A 22575-nucleotide genomic window follows, 5' to 3' on the forward strand; every position below is an offset into this window, starting at 1 on the left:
AAATGAACCAACAAAACGAAAAAAGAAAGGAGCGTATACTTCACAGACGGTGTTAAGGATACTTACCAGATGAAACCGTACATTGCACCGACCGCTGCTGAGTTGGAACAATTTCTTTCCTCTCTAAATTAAATCTTGCCGAAGCAGTGATGTGTCAGACTTTCCTGACACATCGCCGCTTTGCACTTCACAAAATCCGCTGCCAGGAGGTGATGAAATGAGTATGGTAAATGCTGACTCCGTTCAGCTATTCGCAATGCTGAAAAAAATGCAGGATTCCATTTCCTCCATCGAAACTACCAAAAAATCTGTAAAGATGAAATATGAACAGTTAGGTGCTGGATGGCAAGATAAAAAATACAACGAGTTGGGCGTGGTTGTAAGAGACTGCAACAAGGCTCTCAATGACATATTGGTAATTATGCTTCAAGCAGAAAAATATGTGGCTTTACTCGCCAAGAGCCTTAGTGAATACGAAAGTGTTCAACTAGGATCTACAAATGGAATATCTGCAAGCACACCTCAGACCAGTAGTTTTGCTGTTACACCATCAAGTGCAGATACAACCACCTTTGAGTCAAATACCTTTGGTTCTAATCTTGCATTTGTTCAAGACAGACTATCAGCTGAACGATATTTTTCCCGTGGAAATCACTATGAAGAATATCGAGATTATTGGGAGAACGGGAACTATACCTTTTCTCGAAATGAAAATCCAGAACTCGTATACGTTAGAGCAAGGGATATTGAAGGAGTTTATCTCAGTGACCGAGAACTTGGGAACCCGGAAGGATTTTGGACACGGAATGGTCGAGAGGGATGGTCGAGAGAAAACATTCTAAGGCGAGCTTCGCACATCCAAGATGTTCGTCAAAATACTGAGTCAGGAATGTCTTTGGATGAGCTTTCACAAAACCCAGTGTTAGATGATACCATTCGTAGCTATTACAATAATCCTGTCCAGGTTGCGCAGGTAGGTTCTTATTATGTATTTCAGAGTGATGGGCGACATCGAACACTTGCAGCTCAATCGCTTGATACATATATCCCGGTTTTAGTAACAGGTAGCTACACTCGAAATGATTAACAAATGAGGAGGTGAGTGTTTGAGCAACGTAAATGCTGATGCAACTCAATTACTGACAATACTGAAAAATATGCGGACCTCCATTTCTTCTATCGAAACTACAAGAAGTTCTGTGAAGATGAAATATCAGCAATTGGGAATTGGATGGAATGACAAGAAGTACGATGAGCTGGGAACTATCGTAAAAGATTGCAACAAAGCCCTGAATGATATTTTACAGATTATGCTTCAGGCCGAAAAATACGTTGCTTCACTTGCCAAAAGTGTACAAGAATATGATAATGTTAATTTGGACACTCCTTCTGCACGAAATTCTTTCCTCCAGGGTCTGCAAACACCTAATGTTGGTAATTCGTCTTATCAGTATTGCCTTGGCGTGCTAACCCAAGGTAGCACACCAGACGGATATATCGCTGTTATATCACAACGCCATGAAAATGCAGAGCAGAATGTCAGAGAAGTGTTTGACCATTTCGCTGGTAAACTGATGATACAAGATTCTGAATATCCACCGGATCAGACAGCACATTACTCACCGGGAAATTATATAGGGCATTCACGAGGAGTCTACTACAATGCAGCTTCTGATATGACAAATCCAAGAGGTGCAGGAACAACTTATTTCCACGAGCTTGCTCACATGATCGACCATGCTTCGTGCAACTATCGGAGCAATCTATCCAATACTCCAGAATTTGCTGAGGCACTGGTTGAGGACGGACAAAGAATCCTGAGCTTATATAACAATCTTCCAGTGGAAAAGCAAACTGCTTTTCTGACCCGTATTAGGCAGGATTCAGCTCACTCCTTCTCGGACTTAATTGATGCGACAACAAATGGTCAATTGCACGGAAATTATGGTCACTCAAGGAACTATTGGACGAGACCGGGCAATCTACAAGCAGAAGCCTTTGCCCACTTTTTTGAAGCGTCTATGGGAGACCAAGGCAAATTAGAGCTATTAGCAAATTTCTTTCCTACAGCGTTTGGTATTTTTTCTTCAATGATTGATTCTATTAGACCAGATAATCATGTTAGGGTCTTGAGCAGAGAAAGGTAGGTGCATACAATGGACAAAAACAAGAGCGTTGCAGATTTTATGAATAGCTTCCTTAATACACCTGAACCGAAAATTGATAATGAGTATTATGAAATCGAAGAACAGTATTTTCGGCAATTCGGTCATGGTGTCCCAAGGGAAATGTTGCCTGATAGCATTTCAACGGAACAAATTAAACAAGCCATGAAAAAATGCATTCTTTCCAAAAAGGATAATCTCTTTGAACTATTAGGCATCATTATCAACGATAATTATTTATATTAAGAAAAGGAACGACGACATGGATGAAGACAACATTATAACTTTGAATGATGAGAATGGGAACGAAGTTGAATTTGAATTTCTTGACTTAATACCGTATCGCCAGAACGAATATGTTGTCCTGCTTCCTATTGGAGATTCGGATGGGCAAGTTGTTATTTTGCAGCTGAAAGAAATTGACGATGAAACAGAAGAATATGTTGGTGTTGAAAACGAATTTGTGTTAGAGACTGTCTTTGCTCTGTTCAAAGAGCGAAACAAAGATTTCTTTACATTTGAGTAATTAAACAATGCAAGCTCAAACCAACAACACGATAAAAGGGGGGTGCATTATGGATATTTGGCATCGTGTAGGCAGAATTGTTCGCTTCTCAAACTTAGGAACTCTTCTGTTCTTTACTCTTAATATTCTGCTGATTGTTGCTGTGTTCGGTTCGTCAGGAAGCATTGTTGAACTGATTTGTATTTACTTTTTCACAGTAGCTATCAGCTTATCCCCATTAGGCGAAATGTGCCTGGCTGCCTTCGCAGGAGCAAGCGATATAAAAAGAGTAGATATAAAACTTCGAGTTGTCCCGCTGGTTCAATATGTTTTAGATAAAGCAAAAGAGAACACATCATACTGTCCTAAAAAAGTGAAAGTGAAGATTATCCATGATCCTGCTCCAAATGCATTTGCTCTAGGTAGGCAAACACTATGCATAACTGACGGATTGCTTTTACTCTCCGATGATATGATACTTGGAATTCTCGCCCATGAGATCGGACATCTCTCATACGGACATACTGTTATCCAATTATTGATTGGCGGGGGCAATATATTTATATCCGGGTGCCTCCTGTTAATCAAAATATCCTACTGGATTTTTTCTGCAATCATGGGGCTGTTCGCAATATGCTCTCGTAGTGGTGTAATGGGTATAATTACCGCAGTTTTCGCAGGAATATCAACAGCACTTTCTTGGTTATGGGTAAAGTTCTGTATGCTTTTTCTGATGTGGTCTATGAGACAAAATGAGTATCTGGCTGATGAATTTGCTTATAAAATTGGTTTTGGTCTTGAATTAGCGACGGTATTAGACCAACATATCTCAGATGTTCCGCATGATGGTTTTCTCAGTGCAATATACTCAACTCATCCATGCAACGATGATAGGGTTGCAGCATTGCAAAATTTAGGTGTACCCTATTCTCGATACTAAATTCATAATCTCACAAATTGGCAAGCAGTGTAAACCTGTACAGGTTCACTCATTTTCTCGAATTTCCCTTTGGGTCATTCTTCGCAAATTTGCTTGTTGGGGGAGCATCCCCAATCCCCTTTGAACGACATCTTCAATGTCGGCTGCACCTTCGGTTTTAGAGAGTATATTTTTAATGGATCACCGATTCGATTTTGTGTTATGAATGTTTTTAAGATCGCCAAAAGAGGTGGGTGTTGTGCTGATTTACACATTTTCCAGACACCGAGAGGTATATCAAATTTAGAATTTTTGAAAAATTGGAGAAAGTGTTTTATAGAACTTGTCAGAGAATTCTTTCTTTTGAACTATGCAAAAAAGGATTCCGTAACGCTTAACTAACTATGCTTTCATATTTTTTCATAGAACAAAAAAATTGATAATCAATCATGTTGCTATCCAGAGCAAATCGAATTCCATCTGAATTTTGACTGTTCCACTGGCTGATAAATTTATACAGACTGCTCCATTCTTCCGGAGAATATGTGCCTGGTTTATAGTATGCAAGCGTACAATGAAGTGTCAATGGATAAGGAAGGGGACATATTTCATCAACAGACTCATACATCTGTTGAATAGTATTATGAACCTGCTCATCGACCGGCTCAAACAGCATTACAATGGAACTTGCTACCATACTTACCATACCCTTTGCAACAAGGCTGATAGTTCCTTTATCTTTTAGAGAAGGCAAGAATGATTTTATAACGTTATCGTGTGATTCGATCTTTGGTGTTATTTCACTTTTTTTTGTTGATGCGCTTAGATCATGTAGTGTAATGTGCAGTGATTCCTCCGGAAGTATTTCTGATAGGAATTTTCCATGCTCCTGATAAAGCGATTTTTGGATAGAAGAAAGATATTGTTTCATACTTTTTGGAAGTTGAAACACAACGGTATCACCATAAAATGGACAAATTGAACCATCCTCTCTACATTTTTGAACCAGGTTTGGCGATGTTTTAAATTCTTCATCGGCTGGAGGAAAACAAGCTCGATCCTGAATCAAAGTTTGTATTCGATTCACATGATCAAAATAATTCTCTTTCATTTTTATTTTCCCTTTTCAAATATCTTTTCCAATATTTCGTATGAATTTTATAACCAGCATATCCGTTACAAAGGAGTTAGAAGACCATTGGATTTGCCTTCGCATTGCTTCATCTGCTGGATTTACTATTGTCTTCTGTTCAATAAAGTTATCAACTTTTGTATTTACATTTTAATGATGCCATCCTCTACTAGCCAATCAATCCGCAGATCTGGAAGATGCTTATGCGCTTCAAAATATGCAACGCCTAATCCATATGCAAAAATAGGATTATCCTCACATGTTTTTTTGGAGATTCGATGGAAAAATTCATCATAAGTATAATAATTGTAATATGTTCGATCCCCGAACACATCCTTGCCCGGCGATTCAGGTTCGGTATCTGTTGCCAAAAGAAGTACCCTTTCGTTTGACAGCCCCATCAAAAGATACGATTTTTGCAAATTTGGCAAATTGTCAAAACCAATTTCCAGCAGTTCTTCTGCACTATAAGTTCTGCTGCACCCTACCATACTCTTTCCCGGAATAAAATTCTCGATTGGAATGAGTGTATCGGAAGCACGTGAGGGATTACAACGAAGAATTTCTCTAGCTTCTTCATTTCCGTATAAAACTGCCCGTACAAGCCACATATTTGCAATCTTTGCATCGCCGTATTCTGACATTTTAAGCATTGCCTTACTATCACCTTTTCGACAACGTTCCAGCAATAGTGCTTTTCTCAATGTTTTATTCATACATATATCTCCTTATATCGTCCAGTTTACTCTATTCTTGTTTATTCATTCTCACTTCATTCATATCTACAACCCAATCAAAATAATTTTCTATCATAGTTTTTCACCTTTCCTTCCAAATATCTTTTTCGATATTTCAATTGTACATATGACATAATTCTGCCATAGTACACTGGGTTCATTGCACCACCAACAATACCTATCACAGGTAATCCCTGTATGAATTTCATCACCAGCATATCCGTTGCAAAGGTGTTAGAAGTTGATTGGATTTGTCTTCGTATTTCTTCTTCTGTTGGATTTACTATTGTCTCCTGTTCAATAAAGTCATTAACTTTTGTATTTAGCTCACTCCAATTTATTCCTGTTGACATAGATGTTTCCAACATCATTAATATAAACATCTTCTCTACAGGCGATGCATAATCAAATCCATATTTAAGTGCTGTTTCATAAACACCTCGAAGCAGAACCACAACCCAAATAACGATATCCGGCAGACCAATACCAAGTGCTCCTAAAATAATACCCTCCGCTGTTGAAAAAGCCATGTTCAGTGTATTCCCCATAGCCGCATCTCTTTTCATGTTTTTGATTTCTCGTTTACCGCCTTTCAGATCTATTGCGTAATCTTTAATCTTAAAGTCTTTCTCAAACGATTCTTTATCATATGTTTTTTCAATAAGCATATTTCCATTTTCAAAAATAAGAGAGAATGCTTTGCAGAACATCTTTTCCAAGCCAATGATGACCTTATCAGGAATCTTTTCTTCCAACTTTGTTTTCCATAACGGATTATCTTTATTTGTTGCCTTTTTTAATATCTGGTTTTCTCTCTTTTTAATCTTTAGCAATTCTCTTTCGATTGCTCTCGACTTCATATTTGTCATCTCCTAAAGCGAAACCAAACAACATCCATAGCAGTAATATTTCCCCTGGGTTCCGCAGAAGCAATGCGCCAATATCTGTGGATGTTATCAAAAACAGCTCTGCTAAATATCCTAATGCACAAAGAGAAAAGATGGATACCAAAAGGATCTGTGCAAAGGAGTTTTTCCTGATGTTGCTGCTCCTTGAAATTCTTGCAACAAAGTATAGTAAAAGTATTCCTGCTAAAAAAGCAACGATAAACGGCAACCAACCTTTTTGGTATTTAATCCAAAAGAACGAACAGTTATCTACGTTGACGTAAAATGTATCATCTAAAAAAGGAGACATATCGCCAAACCAGGCATTCCAAGCCAAACTCATACGATATCCGATCCAATTATCAGTATGCAAATTATCTATAGGGACGGACGAGATAGGATTTATCAGGCTACTTATGATATTCGATATTCTTTCATGCTTCCAAAATATTGCTAGAAAACTTAATGCGGAAAACATGCTGAGTTCTAAAATGCTTTTCTCTATACAATGCTGCTTTTCTATTATACGCCACGAGGCAATTCCAATAACAAACATAAAAATCATTTCAACAGAATCTCGCCGATAAAACTCTGAGGGAATGAGCATATTTTCAATTAAGAAAATAGCAAGTGTAAGCAGCGCAAAATAAATTCCCATTCCAAGTATATATTGAGTTTTGCCTTTATCTCGATTGATTCTAATAATTTTGCTACCAAATAAATAGGTAAATACCGACCACAAAGAAAGACATAATTCTTTAATAGCATATAAATAATCATAGCAAAACAGGTTGTTTATGATAAAACAATAAAGAATTAATGCACCAATCGCAGCAATCCCCCAATATTTTGTTTTAACTTTATTTTTATAAAGCAAATTCCCCAACACACCGAATACTGCCAGATAAAGGTATTTGAATATATAGTAGAACCCAACATCACGGTTAAAAAAGGAAACGTTTTCCGAAGCACTTAAGAGACTCCAAATGTAAATAGATACGCTTAAAATCGAGCATAAAATAATACCTATATAGTATTTTGGTACATTATGCTCATTCGTATGAATAAAACCAATCATTCTACTATTACCAACCCTTTTCTATCAAAAATCAGATAATATTAACTTCCAATCTATTCGACAATTTTTCGTTTCCTCAGCTTTACTGTCTGTTCATGTATGTCGGAAAGTTTTTGTTCCGCACTTTTGCTCCTCATATCATTTGAAGAATAACTGTGAAGAATCGGTGCTCCCGGAATGAAGTTTAAACAATCATCAACGAACCACCAGTCATAATATATTTCACTCCCATAGCCATCTTCGTCGGGACCATCTTCGCTTTCGTAGCTGTCAACGAGAACAAGACCTTCTTTGTCCACGCAATGGAGGGTATACTCACGTTCTTCCTCGAAATCCAAAAATCCCATGGCATTCAGCAAATATCCTTGCAATGTTCCACCAAGACTGTTTGATAATCTCACAGTACGAAGTCGTTGTCCTGGATGAGCATCAACCCATTTTGCTAAAAACATTTTTGCTTCTTGATTTCCATATTGATAAGCACGATACAGCCAAAAGTTTGCTGCCCTTGCATAAAAGATCACGTCCGGATATTGCAGTGATTTATGGTAGAAATATTCCTTCATTTGATACATAGCTGAGGCATCAGCTTCTGCACACCTTCGGGCAATACTCTGGAATTCTGATTCGTCCCAATGGCGTATCTGTGGCTGATCCGTCCCGCATGGCATAGTTAATCGTTTTCCCTGTATCCGCCAAAATTCATCTGCATATTCCACCGGATCACTTTTTTGCAATCCAGTTACGTCTTTTAGTTTTTCGCAATCATAAAATGCTCCTGCTTCAATATGCTTTATACTTTTAGGTAATGATACGGACTCAAAACCACAGGCAATAAACGCTCTTTCTCGAATAACCTGTAATCCTTCCGGCAAGATTACCCGTTGCAGATTATGCAGTTCTACAAATGCCTGCATTTCGATTTCCCGAACACTTTTAGGAACACTATATTCCGTCCCCGCAGCAGCCTGAGGGCAACAAACCAGAATACGACCATCTGCACTCAAAACCGGTTTCTGCAATCCACTGTCGTAAAAAGCCCAACCCGTGATCTGTTTGATGCTGGCAGGAAGCTGGATACTTTTTAATTTAGTGCAGCCAGTAAAAGCATTGGATTCTATGGTTTCAATGCCCTCGCATAGTGTGATGCTGGTTAAATTTTTACAATTGGCGAAGGCACGCACTCCAATGGTTTTAACACTTTCTGGTACAATTACAGAGCGAATGCGCATATTCCCTTCATAAGTACGTGGATAAATTTGCTCAGTTCCGGAAGGAATAATAAGATGCCCCATTATGATAACTGGTTTCATATTCATTTCTCACTCCTCAAGTATTTTCAAATTCTTTTCGCAAACTCAATACTCTCATTGAGCTATTTTCGTCTTTTCCTGCGTCCAGATGGATTTTCCAAAGGTATCATGCAATTACCTATGCGTTTATTTCTCCTCCAAAACAATATATCTTCCCATATCTTTGAGCTTACGTCTATATTCAATCCGCTCTCTTACAGACATTTCCGCCATAAGTTTTTCATCTTCCGGGTAAAATTGCAACTTTTGACAGTGGAAAACAAGTCCTTGTGTCTCGCTTCGCCGGTTTTCATCGTTATATTTCCAATTATGTAAATGTCTAGATATGAAATCAAAAGAATCTGGTTCGAAGCAGCAAAACACAATTTCCATATTGTAGCAGTAATTCTTTTTCTGCCAGTCAAGAACTGATGTAAAAGCAATTTTAGCCGCAGCAGCTTTAGGAAAAGCAAATTTTCCGGTTGAAATCATCGGAAAAGCAATACTATGGATATCATTTTCTCTGGCAACTTCCAAACAATTGTAATAGCATTTTTTCAGCAATCCTTCTGCATCAGGTGTTCCATAGGCAGGTCCGACAGTGTGAATTACATACTTAGCCTTCAGATGATAGCCTCTTGTAATTTTAGCTTCGCCGATCCGACATCCATTCAGCTTTTGACATTCCTCTTGAAGTGCCGACCCTGCCGCTCTATGAATCACACCATTTAATCCACCACTAACAGCCAGTTTAGTGTTAGCAGAATTTACAATACACTCGCATTCCAGATTTGTAATATCTTGTCGGATCACTTTCATGCGGCATTCAGGGAGGTATTCGCTTAGAAATCCTGCATAAAGTTTTTGCCATACTTTGAGGTGCAGACACATCATATCGAAAGCAATCTGTTCTTCACAACAAAAAATTACTTCCATAGGGCTATTCCAATGTGCATATCGCCATTTACGAGCAGCAAAAAATGCAATCGGAACGGCTTCATAGATTGGATAACCGTGCGTACCAGTCGAGAGCAAAGGGAACGCAATGCTATGAATGTGATTCTCATTTGCTATCTCCAGACAACTTAAATAGCAATTTTCTAACAATGAGTCTTCATCTTCCATTTCATAATAAGGTGCGGCTGTGTTTATGATATAGTCTGGTTTTTCACAGGAATTTTTGATAAGGGTGCAACCACTAACATATTCTCTAATTAGTTTTCCATCCTCCTCTTGAAAATTCGCTGCTTGATTAAGCTCTCTTACGATACATTGGCAATCGGATCTGTTGATATCTTCATTGATAATTCGAAATTTGAATTCTGGTGCAAAAAAAGCTCTGTTTTCTTCCATATTTACCTCCAGAAACGCTTATTTTAAATCCCCACAAACTTTTCCATAAAAATTTTGTCTGTATGAACCCCTTTTACTGTTATAAACAGCCCCTCGCTGCATATCTCAAGTAAAATCACATTTCCTTGCTGAATTTTGCCGCTACCATCTTTCTGAACTGTGGGACAAATGCTTCCATCGTTAATATACATGTTGTTGTGTGTATCATCAAACTCTACAGTAGGAGAGAGGTGGGTATGCCCTGATACTAATATTACATTTCTATTCATATCGAGTATTCCTTGAAATCGCTTATCCTGTTCCGCCACAATGTAGGGTGTCATATCTGTTGTTCTCTGGGGATTATGCAAAATGAGAGGGGGGTGACACATTATAATATGATAATTACAGGAGCTTCTGTTGAGACTTTGTTGTAAAAATTCCAACTGACGACCCTTGTCTGGAAAGAAGAATTGCTTTTGACAATATGTAGGATTCAATCCGATCAAATCAATATGTTCATTGATACATTTATAAAACGCTCCACAATCATCAATAAGCGAAGGATATTCATTATTTACTTTTCTCTCAAACAACCTGTAATTCGTATCATCTCTTGCAGGATTATCGTGATTTCCGCTCACACAATAAACTGCCGCATCATTAAATTGCTCTTTTAATAATGTGAGCAACATATCGTATTGTTTTTCTTCTGCTCGATCTGCAATATCTCCAACTATCAAGAGCAGTTCGATGTCATGAAGTTTTGAAAGTGCTCGCTCAATGTTAGTGGTCTTTTTATATAAATGCAAATCACTGATCAGACCAATTTTTGCGTTTATCATAAATACACATTCTTTCTATAGGCAGCACAACCTTGTATAAAGCAACTCATATAGTTTAGGATCAACACAGGAAAAGACAACTTTAATATCATAATCATCATTTTCCGTTATCCAGGTATGTACAGATTTTACAGCAATCTCACTAGCTTCCTTTTTTGGATAACTAAATTTTCCAGTGGAGATTGACGGGAACGCAATGCTGTGAATGTCATACTTTCTCGCCAAATCCAAGCTTGCCGCATAACATTTTGCTAAATTTTCACGACAATTCTCAGAGGGATATCTGGGACCGACTGTATGGATAATATACTTCGCTTTCAATCGGTATCCCTTCGTTAATTTTGCCTCGCCCACTCGACATCCGCCGAGTGTGGCGCATTCTTCCCTTAATTCCTGACCAGCTGCACGATAGATTGCACCGTCAATACCACCACTGCCGAACAACACCTCATTGGTAGCGTTAACGATACATTCACACCCTGACAGTGTAATGTCCTGATCGCTGATCCATATCCCATCAAACGGACCCGATAAAGAATGATAACAGGAGGATACATCAGATATTCCGTTTTGTCGGATATAATCTCTTAAAGACATGAGAATTTTACCGAGATTATTTTCACCTTCACCAGTTTTTAAATCCACACCCCAATATAAATCTTTCCAGTAGTTTCCCTCTTTTAATATTCGATCCCCTGTATCCAACAAGTCTTGTGCAAGTGTTGGATTTTGTGTAAATTTTTCATACACAACTCGTTTCATGATCTTAAATTTTACATCGTCCCAGTCCGGTCGCATCTCTACCTTTTTTCCAAGTCTTTTAGCTTCATCGGCAGATAAAAGCGCAAACTGCTCTTTGTCTGTTTGTTGTAAACATTTCTGTGCTTGATAAGCCGCTTCCGAATTGTAGTATATAATACCATCAAATAATACCTTCGTTGGATAAAAATTACTCAGGAAGTCATATTCTTCACGAAAGTAGCCGATTTCATCGCATGGAATCTCATAAAAATTCATTATGACTCCCTCCTTGCAGGATGCAGTCAACGGGGTCACTTTAATTGGTGAATTTTGCTTTTTCTGTGTTAGAGTTAAGGCTTTTCTGACAGGCGGCAAAAAAATTCGTCAAAATAGATATCGTCATACTCCCATTCTGCTCCAAATCCGTACTCGTCTGGTGGTTCATAATCGCTCAAATAGTGCAGATCATAAATTCTTTTATCTGCGTCATAAGACAAGCAGCATTCTTCATACTCCTGCGGTACATCGATAAAGCCAATCTCATAAAGGACAGTACTCTTCCAAATACTTATGTAATCTTTACTTTTTCCGGTAAACATATCATAGGGGATATAGGCTAGTTTCTTATAAAGTGAACACTTCTCAATCAATTCTGCTGCATCCGCAGAACCGTACAAAGCAGCTCGAACTGCCCACATCATATAGGCTTTTGCCATTAAACTCAGGTTTTTCCGTGTAGATAGCTTCTCAGCATTCTCCTGTGAAGGCTCATCCTCATACCGTTCCAAAAGTTCAATTTCCTCTGGATTACACTGGCTCCGCATCATATATGCCATTTCGTACATGGCCATTGCATCGCCAGTTTTACACGCTTCGGCAATCCTGACTTTTTTCTGGTTATTCGCCTGTTCTGATAAATGTTCAATGAAATCAATTATTCGACCCATAATCCACCCCTCCTTTTATGAAGCTCCTTCTCTTAGTCCATGCTTTTCAGTTATGATTGCTGTATAATATTTCGATTGTCTTAATATCACGTTTTCCACTATAAAATTTGAAAATCACTTTTCCAAAGACAGAATCATATCCTTCGATTTCTGCGAATAGAGTCATTGACGAACACAATTTTAATGCATCAATACTTCCCATAACGCTATATGGATTATCTGTATTAAGTGTGAGCAATGCTTCACTGATCTCTTTCAACCTGGCTCCGAGAACGGGATGCGCAAGGTACTGTTTTGCTTCTTCGAGATCTTTTATACCATAATATTGAGCTGTTGAGCTACGACCGAGTTCTTTAAGCTGTGGGAAGATGTACCACATCCAATGTGTTTGCTTACAACCACTTTTAATTTCCTGTAGAGCTGCATTATAACTGTGCTCCTGCGCTTTAAGAAATCTTTCCAAATAATAGTCCATGTTTTTCCCCTCCAAGACCATTATTTTTTATCTGGATACATATGTATAATCTATAACGACATAAATTTTTCTGCCAGGATTTTCATTTCCTCATTTAAATTGAACTTGCTGGAAATGCTCCCATCTGCATTGAAATTCAGTCTTAATTCACCTGCTTGAGGTGTCTTATAGCAATAGTAACATACCTGTTTTCCATTATAATCGCCACGAATGATTTCCAGTTGGTCATACGGTAACAAAATGCGGGGGTTTTCTTTAAACCTCCACTTCTTATTCGCAAGGAAGCCATACTGGAATTTTTCAAACACCTCAATAAGAACCCCTTTGTTTGTAATACTTGCGTAAGCGTGCAACCCTTTTCTTGTTTCACCCTTTTCACAAATAGCGCACATTCCTGTGCGGATGTAAAGGAGATTTGGCATTTGTTTCATTGTCTGAATATCCAGTGTTTCTTCTCTCTCAATATAGTCGAAGTGATACCCGCAGTTAACACAATAACGATCCGGTGCCGATACATATTTATACCCACATTTTTTACATTTCATTTCCATAAGTTAATCCTTTCTTTCGTAGGCTTGCATAGTCAAGTCAATCGCATCAACAACACTGGTAATATGATATTTCAACGTAAATAACCTGTCTGATTCCTCGGGATAACAATCCTTTGCTTTTCTCAGCAAAGGCAGAATATAAGTTCTTGTTTCAGCTATGTAAGATTTCAGTTTTTCAACAGAGAATGTGCCTGCCATGCTGGAAACATTATGACAGCGGTCGATGAGCTTAGTGATAACAGCTTCCTTACTCTGGATAAGCATGTTATAGTACCGCTTCTTAGCCATCTCCTTCGTTTCTCCCTCCATTACGATAAAAGTCATGAGCTGCACGCCACGCCGAACATCCTCGTTCACAGGAAGCTCTTCGGGCAAAACACCGCAATCCTCACACACATCGTGGAGCAGAATAGTGGCAATCGTATTATCATCTTTGATTCCCATACTCAAGGCATCACAAGCCATTGTCAGTGGATGTACAATGTACGGATCACCGCTTTTTCTGAATTGCCCCTGATGCTTTTCTCTTGCATAGGATAGTGCTTTCAAAGTTTGCTCCATATGCAGAGCAGTAGCGAATCCTTTGATGTAAGTATACATCTTTTCAGGGTTAAATACCGATTTCCCCATTCCATCTCCTCCTACCCCTGTTGAAAATGTTTTGTATATTTATGATGCTCCAATAAAATTATAGTGTCTCTTTTTTATCTGCTTTGTTCGCAGATAAAGATTTAACAGTAATTTTTACGCCTTTATCAGAAGCGGTGTTTTGAAGTAACTTTACGATTTTATCCTCATATTTATTAATAAGGCTCAAAGCAATATCATCCCTTTGTTCTGGTGAGAGAAATTTGAGAAAACCATTGAATGCTCCGTTAAGTGCCGACTCTGGAACATGATTACCAATAAGTCCACCGAAAAAACCGCCATTTTCACCTAGTTTCTCCTTTACGACAGGCATTGCCAGCTCTGCAATACCGCTATAGTCAATATCATCCAGTTGAATTTTAAGCTCAATCATTTTTGTACTCCTCTCAGTCTAGATTATTCAGAATTTTCATAACCTTACTATTAAAGTCCTCGACAGTTTCATCCTCCATTGTGTTTACCAATTTTTCAAATATAACAATGGAAGGTTTGGAAAAAGAGAACGTCTTCGTTTGAGGAAAAATCTTTCGAATAAGAATAGTAGCGTTTCTTGTATTCTCTACATTTACTTCCTGTCCTCTTGCAGCCAACATAGTAAAGAGAATCCCTAATCTCCAAGTCATTGCTTTTGCACACATCATATTAAAAGGAATTCCTAAAATTGGGATTTGACCGCCAATCTTATCGAACAGCAAATCTGATAAAATTTCTTCGCTACAACCTTCAAGAATAGGTCGGAGAGCCTTTGTATTGATCTCAGGCAGTTCATAGATTTTACGAATATCGTTAATCATCGGACCATAATGGGTAAAAACTGCCCCCACATCGGCAATCGTTGTAAAAGGAAACCCGAGCAATCCGGAAAGGCCTTGCATAGCGAGATTGCTGCCTGCTTTTTGTTCGATAATTGCATAGGATTTTGATGACTTATTAACTGTTAACATATACCCCAACCTCCTTTGTTTGATGCTATGATTTTATCAGGAGGAAATATAAAGTGTGTCAACTCCTCATTTACATCTTTGAAACAGATTGCAATCTACCGTTTTAAGATGTAAGTAAAAGTGTCAGATATCAATATTGACTGAGCATCCGCTGTATAGAAATCGTTTCAGAAATTAGAGTTTCTAAACCACTATGGCATTCCCGATTTCCCTTGTTTTTAATCTCTCTATTCACTGTGGAAATCCTACTATTGATAGTTCTTTTCATCAACGGAACAATCGTATTTCTGATAAAACTCATCGTGTTATCCACAGAGTCGTCAACTATAGTATCCGATGCGCCAATTCCTCTTCCTAACGCTGCACCAATCACACTTCCGACACCTGGAGCAATAATAGTTCCAATCACCGTACCTGCAATTGTCCAGCCATTTTTTTCTCCACTTGTAGCCTTAACTGATTTTTTATGGAGACCGGGAAAAGAAACGCTTTGGAATGCTTGTCTAATAAATTGAACATCATTCTTAGAAAAATAACTTCCGTAATTGCCAATAATTGATTTATATCGTTCAACAAAATACTCCTGAGTTACTGATTTGGTACTATCTTCATAATCGTTTCCTTTGTTTTTACATTCTTGTATTTTTCCGATGAAACTGGAGGTAATCTCAGTAAAGACATTTTCCAAGTTGCTAACCCTTCGATTAAACTCGGCAACTTCAGCTTGTGCAGCCTGAGTGTTTGCTCTCTGCATCTGTCTCAGAACCTCTTCGTGCATACCACTCAAATAAATAATTTGTTGCTTTATTTGCTCAACATAGTTACTTGCCTCAACGGAAAATTCCTCCCGATAAAATACAACTTGTCCATTGCCCGTTTTTTTTCTTACTTTATTAAGCATCGGTAAATTCTTTTGGCTGACAAAATTTTGAAGCCATTTATCAAAGCCATCCAATTCTGTCATTTTGGGTGCAGAACACATTAAATAATATTTCCCCATTCCAGGTATCGAATAGTGCAAGGCACCAAAGAAGCTTTCTGCAAGTTGCTCAACCTGATTTACACTTTCAATAGAATTAAGTCTATTTGTGCAATTAACAGCGTAAACAAGGTTGCCAGACATCATCTTATGTATAGCCTGGGTTCTTTCTCTCTCCTTTTCACTAATCATTGTGCTTGCATCGTAAACGCAAATGCACAAATCTGTATCTCTTAAAGCATTTAACGCAATTGTTTCTAATTTACCATCTTGTGAACTATCATCCATTCCAGGGGTATCTCTTAACTCTATATTTCCCTTAATCCATGGTATCGGCAACTCAAAGATGACCTCAACTGGATTTTGTACATCCGTGACCTTATAAGTAAGAATAATGTCTTTTCCTTCCTCAATACTAATCTCTTGATCTGTGTCTTTTGTTCTTAGCCAACACTTCGGAATCTTTCCATAAAAAACTCTTGTTACCACTGATGTCGCAGTTGTTGCTTTTGTAGGTAATATTTCAGTGCCTATCAAGGCATTGATTAAAGATGATTTTCCAGTTTTGAACCTTCCAACAAAAGAAATAACAAAAGAACACTTTTCACTGACTGGCTGATCGTAAGCAAGAGTTATTGCTTTAATTGTATCGTCAACTTCTTGGCATCTGGCAATAATTTTTTTGTTTAATAATTCACCATTTTTTACAGCCGCCTGTACCGATGGTTTCATGTTCATATCTGCATCCGTGATATACCATTGCTACAGTATATCATTGCTCCTTTCTAATAGATTATCTGGATATGGTTAAACGGAATAGTAACAATACCACCACAACCATGTATTACTGTCCTTATTCTACAATATATTAATATAAAACATGTAAACTACTCATTTACAATTGGAGCCTATTATAAACAAAGGGCAAGCTGGTAGGCTTGCCCTTTGTTGCACCACTTTAATTTACCCCGGAAATTATACGGGCAAGTACTTCACCCTCTTCGTTAAGATGCTCTAAAAAGGTCGAGCAAAGTGCTTCAAGTGCTTCGTTTTTCTTTTTAGACCATATAGTTGCTCCAATAGCGACTCCGATCACTCCGCCTCCAATCGTGCATATCAGAGTGGATAATAAAGTTGGCATAAAGATCTTACCTGCGCCAAACCCCAAAACTACCCCGATGACTACTGCTCCGACTACAATAACCGGAGAACTCTTGATTTCCTGTTGAATTAATTTGATTTTTATACTTTTAAGAGCGTCTTCAAACTTTTGAGCAACTTCAGGGTCGGTTCTTTTCAATTTTTCAAACCAGGCGTTATTGTACTGCCCAGGCAAAAACCACTTCCTTTTTTCGTTTTCAAACAATGACTGAATTCTGTTCCAATCAACATCTCCGTTATTTGCTTTTATAATTTCAGAATTCAAATAGTTGCTTAAGCTTGTCCACTGCTTTTGAAACTCTTGTTCAAGTGTCATTTCTTGACCTCCCAAATCCTAATTGAGGAATATTATTTCTTTTTTTCGTTTCTCGCCAATTTCAAAAACTCTTCTTCTGTGGGCGTGTGTCCATAAAGCTCTTTATGAATGGCATCAATACAATCTCGCATTTGAGCAAGTGTAGAATCAGCACGTTCGTTTTCAGCCTTCATCTCGGCATCACTCATTTTATTTTCATTGAGGAGTTTGTCCATACTCTTCTGATAATCATTTGCCAATCCACTTGCGGCAGCAGCAATCTCTATACCACGATTATCAAACTCAGAAATAATTTGTTCCTTGAATTCAACTTCTCTTTCTTTTATATTTGCTAAAAGACCAGCAAAAGCCTCATTACCAAGGTTTATAATAATGTCATTAGCCATTCTGTTTGCACGATATCCCGTACTGACAACTTCAAGGAACAGTTTAAGAGGAATAAACAAACCTCCGGTTAGTACTGCAAGGGCTATGTCAATACCTGCCTGTGCAGCAAAACGCTTAGCAAAGGTCATCCAATCCGTACCACCCTTTGCCGTGTTTTCGATCATAAAGCTATAGTCACGATTGCCTACAAAAGCAATGATATTTTGAATTCCAGTCTTCAAACCCTCGTCATTACCGTGTCCTGCACCTTTTTCTGTACCGTATGTAAACATATTCTCAGCCGCCACAAGATTTGATGCAAAATCAGAGATTTTCGTATCAAGTTCGGCTTCCATGTCTTGGATGTCTTGGTCAATAACGGTAGGAACTCTATCATTCCAATTTTGCAACTGAGACTTAGTGTAATTTTGAACCGATTCTAAAAAAGGCTGATATACTTCTTCTATCTTTTCACTTTTTCTAAAAAGGTTAGCAGTTGCAAGTTTTAACATTTGTCCCATACCAAACTTGACTCTTTTTGCTTCACCTGAAGCGATTGCGGCAAATTCACGTGGAATATCATTCTGCACAAATGAAAGCAAGTCCAGATATGTTTTATTGGCAATTGTGGTGGCTGATGTTCTAACAACGCTCTTGATGTGCTCAACATCCTGCATTGCTTCATCCAATCTCTTTTGTGCTTTCGCTGCATTAATCTGTCGTTCTTCTTTACTTTGACTTCGCACAATTTTTGCAGCTTCCACACTTCTTGATGCCAACTGATATGTATTTGCCATATTTTGCAGTGTTGAATTAAATGTAGCGTTGATTCTGTCAGGAGAGTTCAAAAATTCACGCAGGGAATTTTCAAACTCCAACATACCAGTATCTTCAATATCAATATCTACAGGTACCTCTTTCTTACCAAGAATAATCTTATATTGCTCGCCAGTTCGTGCACACAGAGCGCCATACGCATTGGTAAAGAAAACACGCTTGCTATATAAAACATCGTCAAAGCGTCCGTTTTGATCAGTAAATACGTCTGCCAATCCCATGCGGACAGAAGGCATAACACTTGCTTCAAGCTGCCCTTCTGTCAAATTATCAATTCGGTTGACAACAAAGAATACATTGCGCATACTCTTTCCAGCAAAATTTGCTGCAATATATTCTTTTTCGGCAGAGGAGAACAGACTCGTTGCAGAAAGTGTAAAGATAATGGCATTAGCTTTCGGTACAAATTCATTTGTAGCCCTAGTTCGAGCTGTTGCCTCTTCAAGACCGGGAGAGTCAATGAGTCTGACACCATCAGCAAAGATTTCATCCCTACTCTGCATTTCTACATGAGACACATTTGCGAACCTGTCAAGCCGACCGCCATCTTCAATATATTGCTGGTCTTCTTCTGAAAGAGCAAATTCATCAGTAAACTGGCGAAGTGTCATTTTTTTAGAATCAGACGAGTCGGAATATACAACCTTTACATTGTCTGTATCGTTACCATATTCTACAGTAGCGATTACAGCGGTGCAAGCAGTGGCACGAGCAGCCATCATTACTTTGCCGACAAGGGCATTGATGAATGTGCTCTTTCCGTTTTTGAATTTACCCATAACGAGCACTTTGAAAACACCGTTCTGGACATCATCAGCATTTTCACGGAAGATCTTAGCTTCCGTGGGCATTCCCATACCGACATCACCTTTTTTTGTCGGTTCATCAACGAGAACAGCATAGTTTCTCATGTTTTTTGCAATGGCTTCCAGTTTGTTTTTTGTTTCTTGATTAATAAATGCCATTTCCATTTCCTCCCTCAATTTGTCTAATTTGCCTCATTTATTTCTGCTTCGATTTGATTCTTTAACCGATTTAACTCGCCCAATTCTTCATCATGGCTTGAAAAATCTTGCTGTTTATTTTTTACTGCTTCTATCATCATGTCAATAACTTGATGATAGCATTCGGCTATACATTGTTCAAAATGACTTTCAATAAACTTGATCATTTGATCTATCCATAAATCCATTTCACTGTGATAATCACTACACATCCTGTATGAAGCATCCAGTAAAGCCTGTTTATTAGTAGAAACAAATTTCTTTTCGCTTTCTTTTTCTACTTTTTTTGACCCAAGGACAGCGACAGCAATTCCAACAATCGGATGAGATAACATTACCAGTGCGACGCCAGATGCCACAACACCATATTTCTTCAATTTAGAATTGTCTTTCGGCAACTCAAAATCAAAGCTTTTGACTTGAATAACGGGTCCATTACTCTTAGGTTGCTTTTTCATATACATTTTTGTCAAGCCAAAAACATAGTTTGCAAAATCTTCTGAAATGCCATCGGCAATATACGAAATAATATCATCATTGATATAATCTTTTAATTCAATTCCAATGGATTCAGAATATGACTGTACACGATCAAACAAAACATTAGCTTCACTTTCCCATTGTTTCTTAATATAGTTAGGAATGATAGCTTCCAATTCTTGCACATCATTGTTTGAAGCTATTTCCTTTTCTAAAGCTTCGTTAAATTCCTGATGGAAAACTGAAACAGCTTCGGACAACTCAATTCGCAGTTTAGATGTATACTTCATTCTTGCTCTACGAAATGCTGATTCTTTCCGATCCGGCAACTTCTGCAACTTCTCACTGAGTAATTCAATTGCATCGTCCAATTTTTCATTATCAGATGAAAGAACTTCAATTTGAAGTTTAAGCTCTGTTAAAAGCTCATTTAATTCAATTTTTCTTGCTCTTTTTTGCCTTTTCTCGATTAGTTTCGCAGATTTTTGGGGCAACTCTTTCAAAAAATACGCCAATCTTTCTTCATCTACATCAGGGAAACGGAAGATAGGGGAAGAATAGTCTCCAAACACCTTTGTCAAAGAAGTCTCTATAAACCCTCTATCATCTGATAAAATCATGTTGTCGTTTGTTAATAAGATACCTAATTCATTACCCATATTGGGTAATAAAATGGTACGCAAAATTTTTCTTTCACACATAGACAACAATGCTGTTGCCGAAAGTGAAAAAAGGACATAATCTGCATTTTTATTGATAAAATTCCAATCAACATCGGCATAATCATTATCTGAAACAATTAAGTGAATATTGATGTCTTTAGCCCATACTTGATTTGTTGTGTATTCAAACCTCAAGTTGTTAATGACATTATCGAATGTTGATAGAACATTTGTCACATATGAATAGTCAACTTCCTTCTTTTCGCTGCTATCCAAATGATACAGTCTTTCAGAATCTCCATAATAAATATCACATTTATATGCTTTTACAAAGTAACCCTCCAGTGTGTTCTTTGGAGTAAAAGAACATGATTCAAAGATGAGTTTAAACAAATTGTGATGTGGTTGTCCTAAAATAAAAAGATTGATTTTATCTTGGTTCGGTGAACTACTAGCTTTACTTTTATTTAAAACTGAGTCAACATTAGCTATGAGTTCATCCATTTTCCGCTCGTTCATGAATAAATTACCTCCTACATAATTTCAATAATTTTTTCTGTTTCAGCAGACAGTCTTTCCTCTGTCAATAATGAATTCGATGCTTCCGACTTGATACCCAATGCCTTTATATATACAATCGAGTTACTAAAAAGTTGTAACGCCTTAATTCTTTTAGGAATAATTGGGTGAGACATGGTTATTTCACCAAATTTTCCTAACATGGTATTTTGCAACACAGTATTGCTTTCATTTACATAAGTATCAATGTCAATTTCGTCAATATTAAGTAATCCAGCCTCTAATTTTAGTAAGCTTTTTGCTGCAATTTCAATGTCTTCACAGCAAATAAGTCCGGCTCTATCAGCGGATATTTCAGATCGTCTACTCCAAGCATTCAGGGGAAATGTGATTGTTTTTGAAATTACATCCCCCACAATCGGAAGCAATTCACTAACAGAACCAACCATATTGATAGCAGTGTGATACACAACGTGTCCCAATGCCAAATGCCCACATTCGTGACCGATTATGAATTTCAGTTCTTCTATATTCATTATCAGTGGAAGCATACTACTTATCGCAATAAACGAAAACTGATTCGTTCCCGCAGTACACGCATTTATTCCCTTTATCTGATCGGAAATAACCACATAAGGAATAGGTATTCCAAGCTTATCGGCACACTCAATAACAATCTTGTATAGTTCCGGATATGTATTCGGTCCAACATGAATACCTGTAGCTAACGATAATCCCCATGTTGCATCGATACCCGTTTGAACTATTTTATTAAATATTGTGTTGATAGCCGGATTATCCAATGTTTTGATAATAGCGGCATCGACAGGGTGGGCAAAGTTCAAGATGTTGTTTCTGGAAGAAATGCTCACCGATGAATTATTTCCATTTTTTAGAGGAGATAATGTGTTTATCAGACCAGTATCACTCCTAACATTATGTTGAACCTGATCATTAGTGCAAATTAAGTCCTTACTTATCCCTCTTTTGAATTCTGACAATGATTGAATATGAGGTTTTCTATTCAATCTCGATTCTCCCCCTTTTATGTTC

General features: G+C 37.8%; 24 protein-coding genes. 5 read left to right on the forward strand and 19 right to left on the reverse strand.

What is annotated here, in order from left to right; translation table 11 throughout:
* The first annotated feature begins 217 nt into the window (after positions 1-217).
* From B5D52_RS00595 to B5D52_RS00615, 5 genes are read left to right on the forward strand one after another with little or no spacing between them, the layout of a single operon-like run.
* On the forward strand, positions 218-1087 hold the full coding sequence (locus B5D52_RS00595; RefSeq protein ID WP_002578944.1) for a hypothetical protein: 870 nt from the start codon (positions 218-220) through the stop codon (positions 1085-1087).
* Between the two features lie 19 nt (positions 1088-1106).
* On the forward strand, positions 1107-2147 hold the full coding sequence (locus B5D52_RS00600) for a hypothetical protein (protein WP_002304399.1): 1041 nt from the start codon (positions 1107-1109) through the stop codon (positions 2145-2147).
* 9 nt (positions 2148-2156) lie between these two features.
* Positions 2157-2411, forward strand: coding sequence for a hypothetical protein (locus B5D52_RS00605; protein WP_002588965.1), 255 nt, complete (start codon positions 2157-2159; stop codon positions 2409-2411).
* Positions 2412-2427: 16 nt separating this feature from the next.
* Positions 2428-2691: a DUF1292 domain-containing protein gene (locus tag B5D52_RS00610; protein ID WP_002304397.1), complete on the forward strand. Its 264-nt coding sequence runs from the start codon at positions 2428-2430 to the stop codon at positions 2689-2691.
* 49 nt (positions 2692-2740) lie between these two features.
* Entirely contained in the window at positions 2741-3610 is an 870-nt protein-coding gene (locus B5D52_RS00615; protein ID WP_002588966.1) for a zinc metalloprotease HtpX, read from the forward strand.
* Positions 3611-3983: 373 nt separating this feature from the next.
* On the opposite strand, the gene B5D52_RS00620 is transcribed toward B5D52_RS00615, so the two are convergent.
* From B5D52_RS00620 to B5D52_RS00710, 19 genes are all read right to left on the reverse strand, one after another.
* Complete coding sequence (locus tag B5D52_RS00620) at positions 3984-4700, reverse strand: DUF1868 domain-containing protein (protein WP_016147887.1); 717 nt, start codon at positions 4698-4700, stop codon at positions 3984-3986.
* 164 nt (positions 4701-4864) lie between these two features.
* Positions 4865-5437, reverse strand: coding sequence for a hypothetical protein (locus B5D52_RS00625; protein ID WP_016147886.1), 573 nt, complete (start codon positions 5435-5437; stop codon positions 4865-4867).
* Positions 5438-5514: 77 nt separating this feature from the next.
* Entirely contained in the window at positions 5515-6318 is an 804-nt protein-coding gene (locus tag B5D52_RS00630) for an EcsC family protein (protein ID WP_016147885.1), read from the reverse strand.
* Positions 6278-7423, reverse strand: a complete 1146-nt coding sequence (locus B5D52_RS00635) for a hypothetical protein (protein ID WP_016147884.1) — start codon at positions 7421-7423, stop codon at positions 6278-6280. The genes B5D52_RS00630 and B5D52_RS00635 overlap by 41 nt, the downstream gene beginning before the upstream one ends.
* Before the next feature lie 53 nt (positions 7424-7476).
* Complete coding sequence (locus tag B5D52_RS00640; RefSeq protein ID WP_159446493.1) at positions 7477-8736, reverse strand: leucine-rich repeat domain-containing protein; 1260 nt, start codon at positions 8734-8736, stop codon at positions 7477-7479.
* A gap of 126 nt (positions 8737-8862) precedes the next feature.
* Positions 8863-10068 carry a macro domain-containing protein gene (locus B5D52_RS00645; protein ID WP_016147882.1) on the reverse strand — a complete coding sequence of 402 codons (1206 nt, stop codon included), beginning with the start codon at positions 10066-10068 and terminating at the stop codon, positions 8863-8865.
* A gap of 23 nt (positions 10069-10091) precedes the next feature.
* A complete protein-coding gene (locus tag B5D52_RS00650) occupies positions 10092-10892 on the reverse strand; it encodes a metallophosphoesterase family protein (RefSeq protein WP_016147881.1) in 801 nt (266 codons plus the stop codon).
* Positions 10893-10907: 15 nt separating this feature from the next.
* Positions 10908-11909, reverse strand: coding sequence for a macro domain-containing protein (locus tag B5D52_RS16425; RefSeq protein WP_016147880.1), 1002 nt, complete (start codon positions 11907-11909; stop codon positions 10908-10910).
* A 74-nt stretch (positions 11910-11983) separates the two neighbouring features.
* Entirely contained in the window at positions 11984-12580 is a 597-nt protein-coding gene (locus tag B5D52_RS00660; RefSeq protein WP_016147879.1) for a hypothetical protein, read from the reverse strand.
* Positions 12581-12626: 46 nt separating this feature from the next.
* Positions 12627-13055 carry a DUF1810 domain-containing protein gene (locus B5D52_RS00665; RefSeq protein WP_016147878.1) on the reverse strand — a complete coding sequence of 143 codons (429 nt, stop codon included), beginning with the start codon at positions 13053-13055 and terminating at the stop codon, positions 12627-12629.
* Positions 13056-13105: 50 nt separating this feature from the next.
* A complete protein-coding gene (locus B5D52_RS00670; protein ID WP_016147877.1) occupies positions 13106-13606 on the reverse strand; it encodes a hypothetical protein in 501 nt (166 codons plus the stop codon).
* Positions 13607-13609: 3 nt separating this feature from the next.
* Positions 13610-14236, reverse strand: a complete 627-nt coding sequence (locus tag B5D52_RS00675) for an HD domain-containing protein (RefSeq protein WP_016147876.1) — start codon at positions 14234-14236, stop codon at positions 13610-13612.
* Positions 14237-14294: 58 nt separating this feature from the next.
* Positions 14295-14627, reverse strand: coding sequence for a hypothetical protein (locus B5D52_RS00680; protein ID WP_016147875.1), 333 nt, complete (start codon positions 14625-14627; stop codon positions 14295-14297).
* Positions 14628-14640: 13 nt separating this feature from the next.
* The gene (locus B5D52_RS00685; RefSeq protein WP_016147874.1) at positions 14641-15198 is read right to left on the reverse strand and encodes a hypothetical protein; all 558 of its coding nucleotides are present in this window, start codon (positions 15196-15198) and stop codon (positions 14641-14643) included.
* 130 nt (positions 15199-15328) lie between these two features.
* Positions 15329-16909 carry a dynamin family protein gene (locus B5D52_RS00690; RefSeq protein WP_159446494.1) on the reverse strand — a complete coding sequence of 527 codons (1581 nt, stop codon included), beginning with the start codon at positions 16907-16909 and terminating at the stop codon, positions 15329-15331.
* Between the two features lie 226 nt (positions 16910-17135).
* On the reverse strand, positions 17136-17654 hold the full coding sequence (locus B5D52_RS00695) for a hypothetical protein (protein ID WP_016147872.1): 519 nt from the start codon (positions 17652-17654) through the stop codon (positions 17136-17138).
* A 32-nt stretch (positions 17655-17686) separates the two neighbouring features.
* The gene (locus tag B5D52_RS00700; RefSeq protein ID WP_016147871.1) at positions 17687-19822 is read right to left on the reverse strand and encodes a dynamin family protein; all 2136 of its coding nucleotides are present in this window, start codon (positions 19820-19822) and stop codon (positions 17687-17689) included.
* A 23-nt stretch (positions 19823-19845) separates the two neighbouring features.
* The gene (locus B5D52_RS00705; protein ID WP_016147870.1) at positions 19846-21522 is read right to left on the reverse strand and encodes a hypothetical protein; all 1677 of its coding nucleotides are present in this window, start codon (positions 21520-21522) and stop codon (positions 19846-19848) included.
* Positions 21523-21536: 14 nt separating this feature from the next.
* The gene (locus B5D52_RS00710; RefSeq protein WP_016147869.1) at positions 21537-22550 is read right to left on the reverse strand and encodes a M48 family metallopeptidase; all 1014 of its coding nucleotides are present in this window, start codon (positions 22548-22550) and stop codon (positions 21537-21539) included.
* Positions 22551-22575: the final 25 nt, after the last annotated feature.

The organism is Butyricicoccus pullicaecorum DSM 23266 (genome assembly GCF_900167005.1).
Taxonomy (GTDB): Bacteria; Bacillota; Clostridia; order Oscillospirales; family Butyricicoccaceae; genus Butyricicoccus; species Butyricicoccus pullicaecorum.